Source organism: Methylorubrum sp. Q1, assembly GCF_004683995.1.
Classification (GTDB): Bacteria; Pseudomonadota; Alphaproteobacteria; order Rhizobiales; family Beijerinckiaceae; genus Methylobacterium.
This window is the reverse complement of record NZ_SRHQ01000013.1, coordinates 63,685-77,438: the sequence shown is the minus strand read 5'-3', so window position 1 is coordinate 77,438 and position 13,754 is coordinate 63,685. Positions and strand designations below refer to the sequence as shown.

12 protein-coding genes and 1 riboswitch are annotated in these 13,754 nt (G+C 68.1%); of the genes, 4 read left to right on the top strand and 8 right to left on the bottom strand.

Going from position 1 to position 13,754, the window contains the following annotated elements:
- Window position 1 precedes the first annotated feature (1 nt).
- The 7 genes from E4V01_RS13965 to E4V01_RS13935 all read right to left on the bottom strand — a co-directional run bounded on the left by E4V01_RS13965 (window position 2) and on the right by E4V01_RS13935 (window position 6,462).
- Window positions 2-814 carry an urea amidolyase associated protein UAAP1 gene (locus tag E4V01_RS13965; protein WP_135298755.1) on the bottom strand — a complete coding sequence of 271 codons (813 nt, stop codon included), beginning with the start codon at window positions 812-814 and terminating at the stop codon, window positions 2-4.
- An 88-nt stretch (window positions 815-902) separates the two neighbouring features.
- On the bottom strand, window positions 903-1,250 hold the full coding sequence (locus E4V01_RS13960) for a cupin domain-containing protein (RefSeq protein ID WP_060771033.1): 348 nt from the start codon (window positions 1,248-1,250) through the stop codon (window positions 903-905).
- Window positions 1,251-1,261: 11 nt separating this feature from the next.
- Window positions 1,262-2,635, bottom strand: coding sequence for a type III glutamate--ammonia ligase (gene glnT, locus E4V01_RS13955; protein ID WP_135298754.1), 1,374 nt, complete (start codon window positions 2,633-2,635; stop codon window positions 1,262-1,264).
- Window positions 2,636-2,640: 5 nt separating this feature from the next.
- On the bottom strand, window positions 2,641-3,441 hold the full coding sequence (locus E4V01_RS13950; protein ID WP_135298753.1) for a creatininase family protein: 801 nt from the start codon (window positions 3,439-3,441) through the stop codon (window positions 2,641-2,643).
- Window positions 3,438-4,373: an ABC transporter ATP-binding protein gene (locus tag E4V01_RS13945; RefSeq protein WP_135298752.1), complete on the bottom strand. Its 936-nt coding sequence runs from the start codon at window positions 4,371-4,373 to the stop codon at window positions 3,438-3,440. The genes E4V01_RS13950 and E4V01_RS13945 overlap by 4 nt, the downstream gene beginning before the upstream one ends.
- On the bottom strand, window positions 4,370-5,425 hold the full coding sequence (locus tag E4V01_RS13940) for an ABC transporter permease (RefSeq protein ID WP_060771037.1): 1,056 nt from the start codon (window positions 5,423-5,425) through the stop codon (window positions 4,370-4,372). Before E4V01_RS13940 ends, E4V01_RS13945 begins: the two co-directional genes overlap by 4 nt.
- A gap of 11 nt (window positions 5,426-5,436) precedes the next feature.
- Window positions 5,437-6,462: an ABC transporter substrate-binding protein gene (locus E4V01_RS13935; protein ID WP_135298751.1), complete on the bottom strand. Its 1,026-nt coding sequence runs from the start codon at window positions 6,460-6,462 to the stop codon at window positions 5,437-5,439.
- Window positions 6,463-6,902: 440 nt separating this feature from the next.
- Window positions 6,903-7,012: riboswitch (guanidine-I (ykkC/yxkD leader) on the bottom strand.
- 504 nt (window positions 7,013-7,516) lie between these two features.
- Here E4V01_RS13935 and E4V01_RS13930 point away from each other — a divergent pair.
- From E4V01_RS13930 to E4V01_RS13915, 4 genes are all read left to right on the top strand, one after another.
- A complete protein-coding gene (locus E4V01_RS13930; protein WP_135298750.1) occupies window positions 7,517-8,845 on the top strand; it encodes a glycine betaine/L-proline ABC transporter ATP-binding protein in 1,329 nt (442 codons plus the stop codon).
- Window positions 8,761-9,612, top strand: a complete 852-nt coding sequence (locus E4V01_RS13925) for a proline/glycine betaine ABC transporter permease (RefSeq protein WP_060771040.1) — start codon at window positions 8,761-8,763, stop codon at window positions 9,610-9,612. Before E4V01_RS13930 ends, E4V01_RS13925 begins: the two co-directional genes overlap by 85 nt.
- A 184-nt stretch (window positions 9,613-9,796) precedes the next feature.
- A complete protein-coding gene (locus E4V01_RS13920) occupies window positions 9,797-10,633 on the top strand; it encodes a glycine betaine ABC transporter substrate-binding protein (protein ID WP_060771041.1) in 837 nt (278 codons plus the stop codon).
- 82 nt (window positions 10,634-10,715) lie between these two features.
- On the top strand, window positions 10,716-12,065 hold the full coding sequence (locus E4V01_RS13915; RefSeq protein WP_060771042.1) for a hypothetical protein: 1,350 nt from the start codon (window positions 10,716-10,718) through the stop codon (window positions 12,063-12,065).
- 313 nt (window positions 12,066-12,378) lie between these two features.
- Here the strand turns inward: E4V01_RS13915 and E4V01_RS13910 are convergent, their stop codons facing one another.
- Window positions 12,379-13,410, bottom strand: coding sequence for a GlxA family transcriptional regulator (locus tag E4V01_RS13910; RefSeq protein WP_060772353.1), 1,032 nt, complete (start codon window positions 13,408-13,410; stop codon window positions 12,379-12,381).
- Window positions 13,411-13,754: the final 344 nt, after the last annotated feature.

Genomic DNA, 13,754 nt, shown 5'->3' with positions numbered 1-13,754 from the left:
CTCAGAAGCCGGCGGCGGCGTTGTTCTCGAAGCCGCGCACGGCCTCGATCGTGGCGGTGCGGCAGAGGTCGTCCATTGCCGGGGGTGGGGCGCGGAAACGGGTCACCGCCACCGGGTTCGGCGCGTAGTCGGGCGCCGGATCGAGGGGATGGGGGCAGTTCGAGAGCGCGACGGTCAGGTCCATCTCGGCGCGCAGATCGACGAAATCGCCCGCCGCGCGGCCGGCGGCGTTCCAGGCGAAGCGGCCTTCCGGCCCGACCACGACGGGGGCGAAGAATGCGACGCAAGGAGGGATGTCGCGCCGCTCCAATCCGCTCTTGAGGGCGGCCAGCACGAGGTTGTCGCGGGTGTTGCGGTGCGGACCACCCGCATAGCGCGCCGCGTTCGAGGCGGCGTCGGAGCCGCCGACGAGGGCGTCGTGCGCGCCGCACGAATCCTCGGTCATCGAAAACATCACGCGGCCCATGTCGGAGAACAGGACCCGGCCCTTTCGCAGGGCAGCCGTCCACTGCACCTTCACGGTGTCGGCGGTGTTCAGCCGCTCGCTCGGATCGGCGGCCGACCACGCCACCAGTGCGACGCTCGACGGGCCGTGGTCGAGGCTGAGCCGGAGCGCCTCGCCGGCCCGCAGCGCCGTGGTCCAGTACCAGCCGCCGGGGATGGTCTCGCGGTGAAGCACCGCGGCCTCGTCGAGCGGCACGCCGCCGCGCGGGCTCGGGCCGGGCAGGGCGCGCGGGGCGTGGCCCTGACCCGCCCGCTTCAGTTCCTCGTAGCGGCGGCGGTTCTCGGCGATGATGCCCGCTTCGTCCGACATTGCGCATGTCTCCGATCAGGGCCGGGTCGTCCCGGTCCAAGAGCCCTGTCGCGGCCGGGCCGTCCCGGCAGGCCAATTTGGGGTTGGACTACTCGTAGAAGGCGAAAAGCTTGCGGGCCGGCTCGACGATCTCCCAGGTGCCGGTGAAGCCGGCAGGCGAGACGAAGGCGTCGCCGGCGCGGAAGGTCGTCCGCGTGCCGGCCTCGTCGGTGACGACGATCACCCCTTCGAGCAGGTGGCAGAACTCGCTCTCGGTGAAGACGACCCGCCACGTGCCCCGCTCCGCCGCCCAGGTGCCGGCGGAGAAGCGCCCGTCGGCACTGGTGAAGTGGAGGGTCGCGGTCTGGACCGGGTCTCCGGCCAGGATGCGCTCGGGCGCCGGCCGGTAGGTCGAGGGTTCGGCGGAAGAGTTCGCGAAGCTGATGACGGTCTTCATCGCAAACTCTCCTAGAACAGATGGCTGTAGCGCTCGATCTCCCACGGGCTCACCGTGAGATGGTAGGCGTTCCACTCCTCGCGCTTGGTGCGGATGAACTCATCGCGCAGCCCCGTGCCCAGCGTCGCCTCGACCAGGGGATCGGCGGCGAAGGCATCGACCGCCTCCTGCAAGGTCTGGGGCAGGAACGCGATCCCGCGCGCCCGGCGCTCGCCGTCGCTCAGTTCGTAGAGGTTGTCCTCGTTGGGCTGGCCGGGGTCGATCCGCTCGCGCACGCCCTCCAGCCCGGCCGCCAGCACCAGGGCGGCGGCGAGGTAGGGGTTGACCGCCCCATCGGCGTTGCGGCTCTCGCAGCGCCCGCCGCCGGCCGGCACGCGCACGGAGTTGGTGCGGTTGTTCGAACCGTAGGAGTTGAACACCGGCGCCCAGGAGAAGCCGGCCATCGCGCCCTGGCGCACGAGGCGCTTGTAGCTGTTGACCGTCGGCGCGAAGGCCGCGCACAGCGCCCGGCCGTGGCGCAGCACGCCGCCGATGAAGTGGTAGCCGGTCTCGGTGAGGCCCAGCCCGCGGGGATCCTCACTGGCAGCGCAGGCGAACAGGTTGCGGCCGGTCTCGCGGTCGGAGAGCGACATGTTGAAATGCGCACCGTTGCCGGTGCGGTCGGCGAAGGGCTTGGGCATCATCGTGGCGATGAGCCCCTCCTCCTTCGCGTAATGCTTCGTCATCATGCGGAAGAAGGTCAGCCGGTCGCACATGGTCAGCGCGTCGGCGTACTGGAAGTCGAACTCGAACTGTCCGTTCGCATCCTCGTGGTCGAACGAATACAGGTCCCAGCCGAGATCGTTGATCGTGGTCGCGACCTTGTCGAGCCAGGAGAAGTTGTCGATGAAGCCGCGCACGTCGTAGCAGGGCTTCACCAGCTTGTCGTCCGCCACCGGCGTGTGCAGCGAGCCGTCGGCGGCCTGGCGCAGCAGGAAGATCTCGCACTCGATGCCGAGGTTGAAGCCGAAGCCCATCGCCTCGGCCTGGGCCAGCACGTTCTTGAGGGCGACGCGGGTCGAGAGCGGGTAGGGCTTGCCCTGGAAGGTGAGGTCGGCCGGCGCCCAGGCGAGCTTGCTCTCCCAGGGCAGCTGGATGACCTGCGAGAAATCCGGGACCGAGGCGAGTTCGTCCTCGTTCGGGGCCTGTCCCAGGCCGTCGAGGGCGTAGCCGGTGTAGCGCTCGGAGCCCGCCGCCATCTGCGGCAGGTGGTCGATCGGCACCACCTTGGCCTTCTGCGCGCCGTGGATGTCGACATAGGCGCCGATGACGTATTTCACGCCCTTGGCCCGCAGATCCTCCTGCACGGCGCGGATCTGCGGATCGACCTCGTTCGCATGGCCCATGGGTGTCAGGCTCCTTCGGTGACGACGGCCGGGCCGTCGTAGGAATGGGGGAGGGGCGGGGTCTCGGTGAGCCCGCGCCGGACGAGGGCGGTCAGGTCCTCGACCATCCAGGCGAACAGTTCGGCGCCCTCCGCCGGGCTCGCTTCCGAGGGCCGGCCGGTGACGCCGTTGCGGCTGGTGCGGTTGACCGGATGGGCGAAGACGAGCCCCTCGGTGCGGTCCGGGTCGTCGGCATCGACGATGCGGTCCTCCCGCACGAGGGCGGGAGCGAGCGCCTGCATCAGGCCGGTCTCGGCGCGGTTGGCGTGCCAGTCCTCGGCATCCCTGAAATGGGCCGCGCGCACCCGCGCGCTGACGGTCGCGGTGTTGACGAGCGCCAGCATCAGGTCGTCGTGGGCCGCCCGCAGCAATTCGAGCGCGCAGCGCAGGGGCGCGGCATTGGTGACGTGCCCGTTGACGAGGAACAGGCGGCGCACGCCCGAATGGTAGGCCTGGGCGCCGATCTGCCGGACGAGGTCGGTCATCAGCAGCGGATCGAGGGCGATGGTGCCGGGCCAGCGCCGCGAATGGCCGAGCGAGCAGCCGTAGGGAAGGGCCGGCAGCATCGGCACGCGGGTGCGGGCCGAGACCGCGCGGCAGAGGGCGTCGGCCAGCACGAAATCCATGCCGCAGCCGAGATGCGGCCCGTGCTGCTCGGTGGCGCCGACGGGCAGGAGCGCGGCCCCCGCGGCCGCTTGGAGATCACCGGGGATCTCCTCCCAGCTGCGCTCGGACCAGAGCAAGGGAAGGCTCGGGAGGGCGCTCATTCGACCTCGTCCCCCACGCTCGCCATCCGGGTGACCATATCGAGGCCACCGAGATCGGCCGGACCGTCGGCCTCCGCCTCGCCGGGGTGGATCAGCGCGTCGAGCCGGGCGCGGGTGGCGCGGAATTCCGGCGTCAGGCTCTGGCCGGGATGGCGCGGCCGGGGCACCGGCACCTCGATCAGCTCCTCGACCTCGCCGGGATGGGCCTTCAGGACGAGGATGCGGTCGGCCAGATGCACGGCCTCGTCGAGGTCGTGGGTGATGAAGACGATGGTGATGTCGATCTTGCGCCAGATCTCGATCAGGTAGGCCTGCATCCGCGCCCGCGACTGGGTGTCGAGCGCCGAGAACGGCTCGTCCATCAGCAGGATGCGCGGGCGCATCGCCAGCGCACGGGCGATCGCCACGCGCTGCTTCATGCCCCCCGAGAGCTGGTGCGGGTAGGCGTCGGCGAAGCGCTCCAGCCCGATCAGGGCGAGCCATTGCGCCGCCTCGCGCTCGGCCACGTGGCGCGACTCGCCGTTCTCTTCGAGCCCGAACGCGACGTTGCGCTTGACGGTGAGCCAGGGGAACAGGGTGTAGCCCTGGAACACCATGCCCCGGTCGGCGCCGGGGCCGGAGACCGCGCGGCCCTCGACGCTGACGCAGCCGGAACTCTTGGTCTCGAGGCCCGCGAGGATGCGCACGAAGGTGGACTTGCCGCAGCCCGACGGCCCGACGACGCAGAGGAACTCGCGGCGGTGGGTAACGAGATCGATGCCGCGCAAGGCGACGGTCTCCGCGCCGTCGGCGTTGCGGAACACCTTGCCGAGCCCCTCCACCCGCAGGGCGACGTCGCGGGCCTTCAGCCGGTCGAAGCGGGCGCGGACCGGCTCGCACTGGGTGCGGTAGTCGCAGGGCTCCGCGGTCAGCGGGATCGGAGCGCCGCTCATGTCCCGGCCCTCGCGTAGGGGAACAGGCGGCGGCCGATCAGCGCCAGGGCGATGTCGGTGGCGACACCGATAAGGCCGATCACGAGGATCGCCGCGTAGACGTTGTCGAAATGCTGGTAGCGCGCCTGCTGTGTGATGAAGAAGGTGATGCCGGACGAGGTGCCGATCAGCTCGGCGACGATCAGGTAGGTCCAGGCCCAGCCGAGCAGGATGCGCTGGTCGCGGTAGATCTGCGGCAGCACCGCCGGCACGATCACCCGGCGGATCAGGCGCAGGTTGCGCGAGCCCATGGTGAGTGCGGCCTCGACCAGCAGCGGATCGACCCGGCGCGTGGTGTTGGCGATGACGAGCACCTGCTGGAAGAACGTGCCGATGACGATGATGGCGATCTTCGGCCCATCGTAGATCCCGAGGATGGCGACCATCAGCGCGCCGAAGGCGGGGGCGGGGAGGTAGCGCACGAACTCGATCACGGGCTCGGTCAGCCGGGCGATCGTCGGTTGCGCCCCGCACAGGATGCCCAGCGGCACGCCGACGAGGGAGGAGATCGTGAAGCCCCAGAAGATGATCTGGATCGAGTGCCACAGGCTCGCCGGAAGCCAGATCGCGTCGCGCTGGGGCGGCGGCGCGGTGAGCGCGGTCCAGAAGGCCGCCGCTACGGCGTGCGGCGCGGGCAGGTAGACCGGGTTGGCGGAGCGCCCCTCGGGCAGGGCGGTGCCGGCGTCGCGGGCGGTCGCGACCTCCTCGGCGAAGGCCGCCCGCGGCACCCGCATGCCGGGCTCCATCCAGGCCACATCACCGGGGTTCGTCACCTCGACCAGCGGATGCCAGAGGAAGGGCAGGTAGGAGAATGCCGCCCACAGGCCGAGCGGCAGCAGGAAGGAGAGCAGCGTCAGCGTCAGGTGGCGCCGCCGCGTGAGGGGCCGCGCCACGCCGATCCACGACCGTCGCGCCCGGCCGGCGACAGGGGCCGCCCCCGCCACCGGCGGGAGCGGGGCGAGCGCCGGAGCGGCGTCCCCGTCGGACCGGGGCGGAAGCGGTTGGGCACGCATCGGGGCGCGCCTCACTTGCCGTCGGTGAGGGCGGGATCGATGGCGGCCTTCACGTCCTGCGGGGTCTTGTAGACCTCGAACTTGACGTTGAAGGCATCCGCGTGCCGGCTCGAGCCGTAGAGCGAGCCGAACCCGTCGGCATCCTTCATCACCGCGCGGCCCTCGGCCAGCGTCAGCAGCTTGGTGCCCTTGAGGAAGCGGGTGAAGACGGCGGGCTCGACCCCGACCTTGGCCGCCATGATGGCGACCGCGTCCCCTTGCGTCTTCGGGTCCGTGATGTAGCCGACGACGCGGTCCCACAGGCCGACGAGCTTGATCCAGTCGGGCCGCCGCGCGGCGAGGCTCGCGGGCGTCACGGTCACCACATCGTAGATCAGGCCCGGCCGGTCGGCGGAGCTGTAGAGCGGGCGGGCACCCGCCGCGCCGCGCATCGCCTGGCCGGCGATGGGCTGCCACGCGCCGATGGCGGCGACGTCGCCGGAGGCGAGGATCTGCGGCGTCTCGTTGGTCTTGGCGTTGATCAGCGTCACGTCGCCCTCCTTGATCCCGGCCTTCTGCAGGCCGTCGATGAGGAGGAGATGCTCGACGAGGCCGACTTCGAGCCCGACCTTCTTGCCCTTGAGATCGGCCAGCGACTTCACCCCCGGCTTGCCGACGATGATGTCGTTGCCGTTGGAGAAGTCGGTGAGCATGATCATGACGTTGCGGGCGCCGTTGCCGCTCATGACGAGGGCGTCGCCGTTGGTGCAGGTCACCGCGTCGAGCTTGCCCGCCGAGAACGCGTCCATCGAGGCGGAGTAGTCGAACCACTCGAACTTGGCGTCGATGCCGGCCTCCTTGAGCCAGCCCTTCTCGATGGCGACCTGCCACGCCACCCAGCCCGGCCAGTCGCTGTAGCCGATGCGCAGCGGCTCGGCGGCCTGTGCCACCGGCGCGGCGAGGAGGCCGAGCGCGAGGGTCATTGCAGACAGGCCGCGCCGGACGCCCGTGAGACCATCGGTGATCAGACGAGGATTGATCAGACTCGGGATGCGCATGTCTCGTCTCATGGGGTGGCCGAATGGCCGGACACAGCGTGCGACGTTCGGTTCGGCTGTCGGGCGCTCGCGGATTTCGAGCGCGCGGAAAGGCGGCGGCAGGCGGGAAAGCCCATCGTCGGGGACCCGGAGCACGAGCGCCGGGCCAGGGGGTCAGGAAGGGAACCGGGAAGAGGGCGCGGATCGGGAAGACCGCAGGCGCGAGACGCTCGCAGCGCCCGCGCACCGGCGCGGCCTATGGGACGATGCTGGGGAAGCCTTCGCCGAGCGCGGCCGAGGCAGGCCGAAGGCCGGTCGGCGGCGCGGGTCGGACGGCACGCAGGCGTGCATCCGCCGAAAATGTCGAAAAGTCTGTCTTGGAGGCTCTGCCGGGCATACGTCCCTTCCCGTATAGAAAGAGATTGTACAAGACCTTCCCTTGCCAATCTCTGGCTAGTGAGGTCTCCCGGGCTTTTATCCCGCCGTGCATCCGGGCGGATGTCTCCCGCCGCGGCAACCGCTCTCGGACCGAACACATCAAAGAGATGCTGGAACCCTAGCGGTCAACTCGATGATGGTTTTAGGCCCGGCGTTTTCTTGGTCAAGCCGAGACCATTCTTGGGCTGCGTAAGTTTTTATCTTTCATGCCCACGTTTTAAGCGCGCTGCAGCCTGAATTCGCATTCGGTGCAAGTGGGCAGAGCGGTGTTCGGCGCCGGATCGGCGGCCGCGAACCGCACGCGGGCTCGGCGAAGCGCCGGATGACGGCATCGACCAGAGTACAGCGCGGCCCCGGCAGGGACTCGCATCGGCCGGCCGGGAACCACGGGCCTTCTGCACAAGGCCCGCACATATCTTGCAACTTTATTGAACACATCTGCCCGGAAACGCAGCACCGACCAACATAGATCGGTCGCCGAGGCGTTAAAATTCCGGAACGTCGGTCGCTGCCAATAAAGCGTCGCAATACGACAAGCCCCCTCGAAGGGCCGGAAATACTCTTACATCGTCGAAGATAAGCTTGTCAGAAAATTCTGCCGTGAACAATATCGGCTTATATCGAAAGATATCACCCCATGGGCCGGATCAATCTTGAAGGTATCAGCAAGATATTCGGCTCGAACTCCCTCAAGGCGCTCGATCTGATCGCCCAGGGAAAGCGCAAGAGCGACATCGCCGCCGCCTGCGGTGCGGTCGTCGGATTGCGCGATATCTCGTTCGACATCGAAGAGGGCGAGATCCTCGTCCTGATGGGCCTGTCCGGCTCCGGCAAGTCGACGCTCCTGCGCTGCATGAACCGTCTCGTGGAGCCGTCCTGCGGCCGGATCGTCGTGGACGGGGTGGACGTGACCCGGCTCGGCCGCAAGGACTTGCTCGCCTTCCGCCAGAAGACCTTCGGCATGGTCTTCCAGCACTTTGCGCTGCTGCCCAACCGGACCATCCTCGGCAATGTCGGGTTCGGCCTCGAGATCAAGCAGCTCCCGGCCAAGGAGCGGACCGAGCGGTCGATGCAGGCCATCGAACTCGTTGGCCTGAAGGGCTGGGAGACGAAGTATCCCCATGAATTGTCGGGCGGCATGCAGCAGCGGGCGGGCCTCGCGCGGGCGTTGGCCGCCGATGCCGACATCCTGCTCATGGACGAGGCCTTCAGCGCCCTCGACCCCCTGATCCGCCGCGACATGCAGGCGGAGCTGCGCGACCTCCAGCGCAAGCTCAAGAAGACCATCGTCTTCGTCTCCCACGACCTCGACGAGGCCATCGCGCTCGGCGGCCGCATCGTCCTGATGAAGGATGGCGAGGTGGTGCAGATCGGGCAGCCCGAGGACATCGTGGCCCGCCCCGCGACCGACTATGTCGAGCGCTTCGTCGAGCATATCGATCTGGCCGCCGTGCTGCGGGCGGAGCAGGTCGCGGATCGCTCCGCCCCCGTGCTCGCCCCCACGCAGACGGTGGCCGAGGCGCGGGCCGCGCTCGGCGGGGCAGGTGGCCGCACAAGCAACCGGGTTTGGCTCGTCGCCGACGGGGACGGACGGCTGGTCGGCCGCATCTTCGCCGAGAGGCTCGCCTCCGCCCGGCCGACCGAGACCCTCTCCAGCCTGCTCGATCTCGGACAGTCCGTCGTCGAGGCGGACAGCCGGCTGGACAGCCTCCTCGCGACGGTCGCCGCCGAGGAATCCGTCGCGGTCGTGGGCCGGAACGGACGCCTGATCGGCGCCATCATGAGCCGTGACGTCGTGCAGGCGCTCGCCGCGCGGCCCGGCACGCACGGTCAGCCGCATGCCGGTGCCCCGATCCCCTCAAAGCCGTCAGGAGCCCCGACATGGAGTGGAACGTCCCCAAATTCCCCCTCGACACGCTCAGCGACAACGGCCTCGACTGGCTCACCGAGCATGGCAGTTGGCTGACCCGAGCCGTCAGCCGCACCGTCTCCGACTGGATCGAAACGCTGACCACCGCCCTCGTCGCGATCCCGCCATGGCTCTGCATCGCGGTCGCGGCCTTCGCGGCTTACCGGGCCGGCGGTCGCAAGATCGGGCTCCTGACCCTCGTCGGCCTGCTGTTCCTGTGGAACCTGCGGCTCTGGCAGGCGACGGTCGAGACCCTGGTCCTCGTCACCATCGCCACCGCCGCGGCGCTCGTGATCGGCGTTCCCGTCGGGATCTGGTTCGCGCTCAGCCGACGGGCGTGGCGGACCTTCTCGCCGATCCTCGACATGATGCAGACGCTGCCGAGCTTCGTCTACCTGATCCCGGCGCTGCCCTTCTTCGGGCTCGGCGCGGTCTCGGCCTGCTTTGCCACCATCGTCTTCTCGGTGCCTCCGGTCATCCGGCTGACGGCGCTCGGCATCCGCAACGTGCCGGGCGAACTCGTCGAGGCCTCCGACGCCTTCGGCAGCTCGGCGACCCAGAAGTTGTTCAAGGTGCAGTTGCCGCTCGCGCTGCCGACCATCATGGCCGGCGTCAACCAGACCATGATGCTCGCCCTCTCCATGGTCGTCATCGCGGCGATGATCGGCGCCGGCGGATTGGGCCGCGCGGTCTGGCAGTCGATCCAGCGGCTCGAGGCGGGCGCCGGCTTCGAGGCGGGCATCGGCATCGTGATCGTGGCGGTGATCCTCGACCGCGTGACGCAGGCCCTCGCCGCCCGGGCTCGTCCGCACGGTGTGGCCTGAGCCCTCGATCTCCGGTCGGCAAACCGAATCCGCTTGCGTTCGCCTTCCATTAGAATAACATATGACATATTGCGACTTGAACACTGACCGGCCGGATCTCTCAAAGATCAAGATTTCCCGGACCAAGCTCGGTCTCGGTCCAGGACCGGACTTCACCTCTCGAAAAGCCCGAAAGGTTCACTTCATGCGCGCTCCGATACTTGGGGTGATGGCCTGCCTTGCGCTGATCGCACCGCCGGCCGAGGCGGCGGACAAGCAGGTCCGGCTCGCCTACGTGGAATGGGCCGACGCCGTGGTCGCCACCAACATCCTCAAGCTCGCCCTTGAGGAAAAAGGCTACCAAGTGAAGACGATTCCGCTCGCCGCGGCCGCCATGTGGCAATCCGTGGCGACCGGCGACGCGGATGCGAGCGTCGCGGCCTGGCTCCCCGTCACGCAGGGCGCCTATTACGAAAAACTGAAGAACCGCATCGACCTGATCGGCCCGAACGTCACGGGGGCCCGGATCGGCTGGGCCGTGCCCGCCACGTCGTCCCTCAACTCGATCGAGGATCTGGCGACCAAGGCCTCCGAGGTCGACGGCAAGGTGATCGGCATCGATCCCGGCGCCGGCGTGATGAAGAGTTCCGAGGCGGCGATCAAGGCCTACGGCCTCAAGGTCAAGCTGCTCGACGGCAGCGACGCCACGATGACCAGCGCGCTGAAGGACGCGGTGCGGCAGAAGAAGGACGTGGTCGTCACGGCCTGGACGCCGCACTGGATGTTCGCGCGCTACGACCTGAAATACCTCGCCGACCCGAAGAAGAGCTTCGGCGAGGCCGAGAGCGTGAACACGCTGGCCCGCAAGGGGCTGAAAGAGGACATGCCCGAGGTCTACGCGATCCTCCAGAAGTTCAAGCTCACCATCGAGGACGAAGAAGCCGTGATGGCGGAGAACGAGGAAAAGGGCGCCAAGCCCGAGGCGACCGCCGCGAAGTGGATCGCGCAGAATCGCGCGACGGTCGATGGCTGGCTGAAGTGACGGCCCGGTCCGAGACATAAGAAAAACGACGGGAAACAGCTCGGAAGGCGACCTGGGTCTTCATTCAAGGGGGTTGGGGGATATGACGGCGAACGGTTTGGCGGCTGCCCTCGTGGCATGTGCCGCAGGGGTCATGCTGTGCCCATCGACAGCCGCGGCGCAGGCGCAGGGCCCGGTCGAGGTCAATGCCGAGCCCAGTCAGGCCAACAGCGAGCAGCCGGTTGCCGTCGCCGATCCGCGCTACACGCCCGAATCCCGCAGCAATTTCGATCTGGGGCCGCCGAAGGGCAAGACCGACTCGGGGACCTTCACCTTCGGCGGTGCCATCCGCGCCCGCTACGACTGGCGCTTCGACGATGCCAGCCGCGGCGGCGTGCGCAAGGCGCGGGAGAATTTCGACTTCGATACCCTCGCGCTCAAGGCCACCTACGATTCCGATACGATCTTCGGCTCGGCCCAGTACCGGTTCTACGGCGGCAGCTCGATCTACGGCCCTCGCAGCGGCTATCGCGGCAATCCGGGCGAGGTGAGCTACCCGATGTGGGCCTATGTCGGCTATAAGTTCACGCCGGAAGACAGCATCACCGCCGGCATCAACCAAGCTCCCTTCGGCTTGACCCCGTATTTCGGGACGAGCTTCCTCGAAACACTCGGCTTCACCATGGGCCTGGAGGAAGTGTACAATCTCGGCGTCAAGTTCTCGCATGTCGAGCCGGACCTCAACTATCAGGTTGGGTTCTATCCGGGCTCCGCCCCCAACGCCTTCGGCCTGAGCCCGGACAGCGCGCGCTACGCCACCGCGATCGTCCGGGCCGACCCCTACGTCACGTTCGGAACCAACAACGCCGAACAGAACATGTTCATCGGCCGGGCGGAGTACTTCGTCCTCAAGAACGACACCGCCTCGCTCGCCTTCGGCGCCTCGATCTGGCACTCGGACATCTACAATTTCGATACGCGCCAGACCGGCACCAAGCAGCTCGAAGGTCTGCACGCGCTCGGCACCTACGGCCCCTGGGGCTTCAAGGCGATCTATGTCCGCCAGGACATCGACCCGAAAAACCCCTTCCGCAACGATCTCGTCACGGTCGGCGGCTTCGACTTCTCGTACAATCTCGCGGCGCGCGGCAACTTCGTCTCGGCGGAGGTGACCTACAAGGTGCCCGACCCGATCGGCCCGTTCACGGTGGTGCCCTTCGCCGGCTTCAGTGCCTTCTACAAGGACAAGGCAAACTTCCGGGCCAGCGAGCGCTTCACGCTCGGCGGCGCCTGGACCCTGACCGCCGATCCGAACCTGATCATCTACACCGAGGCCGCCATCGGCCGGAACGACCCCTATGTCGGCGTCGGCGAATTCAACGACGGCCTCGCCCAGGGCGGCGAGAACCGCTGGAAGTCGCGGTTCATCATGAATATCGGCTACTATTTCTAGAGTATCATCCCGAAAGGTGGCCTCCGACTTTCGGGACGATGCGAAAACAAGAGGCTAGAGCATCGTCCTGGATTTGATTTCCAGCACGATGCTCTAGGATCGCTGTTCTCGTGAGCGGCGCGCCGGCTTCCCCTGGGAGCCGGCGTTTTCGCTTTCCAAGCCCGCCCCCGGGGTCCGATCTCGTCGTGGGTCCGCCTCGGCACACGGCCACCCACGCTCAACGGGGTGCCGCATCGTCCAGCGCCGCGTTGATCGGATCGGTTCCTCACCCGTCTCGCGAGGCGTCGTCCGAACGAATCGAGCGGAAACCGTCTCAGACGCGGGCGGCGGCGTGTCCCTGCATCGCCTTCCGCTCCGCGCTCGGCGGCTGGCCGAAGCAGTCGAGATAGGCCTTCGAGAAGTGCGAGGCCGAGGTGAAGCCGCACTCGAACGCCACCGAGAGCAGCGGCATCGCCGTCTGGCGGATCAGGGTGCGGGCGTGTTCCAGGCGGATGCGCAGATAGTGCTTGGCCGGTGAGCGGCCGAGATATTTCAGGAACAGCCGCTCGAGCTGGCGGGTCGAGAGCTGTACCGCGTCGGCGAGCTCCTGGCTGCCGAGCGGCTCGGCGAGCGAGGTTTCCATCAGCCCCACCACCCGCAGCAGCTTCGGGTGCGAGACCCCGAGGCGCATGCGCAGGTCCATCCGCTGACGCTCACCGGATTCCCGGATGCGGTGGTGAATGAGCTGGTCGGCAACCTCCGAGGCCACGCTCGGCCCGTGGTCGCGCATGATCAGCGACAGCATCATGTCGGCCGCCGCAGTGCCGCCGGCGCAGGTAAAGCGGTTGCGGTCGATCTCGAACAGGTCCGAGCCGATCTCCAGCCCGTCATGCTCCGAGACGAGGCCCGGCAGGTTCTCCCAGTGGATCGTCGCCCGGTATCCGTCGAGGAGGCCGGCCTTGGCCAGCACGTAGGTGCCCGTGCACACCGCGCCGATCGCCGCCCCGCGGGCGCTGCACCGGCGCAGGGCCGAATGGAGGGCGCGGTGATCGGGGTGCTGGATGTCGATGCCGCCGCACACGACCAGCATGTCGAAGTCCTGCGCATCGCAGAAGCGGCCCGCGACCTTGACCTCGATCCCGTTCGAGGCGGTGCATTTGGTGCCGTCCTCCGACCACAGCGAGAAGCGATAGAGATCGCGGCCGACCGCGCGGTTGGCGAGCCGCAGGGGCTCGATCGCCGAGGAGAAGGCGATCATCGAGAAGCGATCGACCAGCATGAAACCGACGGAGATGGCTCTCCCGGTCACAGCCTCGCTCGCCGCAGCAACACCTGCCGGGCATGTGGCCCCGGCCGCGATCGTCATTTCCATCCCGACCACCGTTTGTCGGCCTGTGCCGCGGCTTGGTGGGCAAGTCGCGTGCCGGTCCGATCCTGCGCCGGCGGGGAAGCGATTCGGGGTCGCTCCGGCTGTGCCCGGCACGGTCGATCGGACGCGGCACCTCCGCAAAGGCGACGCCCACACCGGAACTTAATCTCCGATCGGCCGTCGAAGGCAATAGAATAATTCTTGTTTGCCCCTCGGATCACCGCCGCGTGATCGGGCACGTCATCCGGTTTGTCGGTCGACCGGCTGCGCGAAGCATTCCACCGAACAGGGCCGGTTGACGCCGCGCGGCGGCCTTTCGGTGAGACAGGCCGGGAAATCGA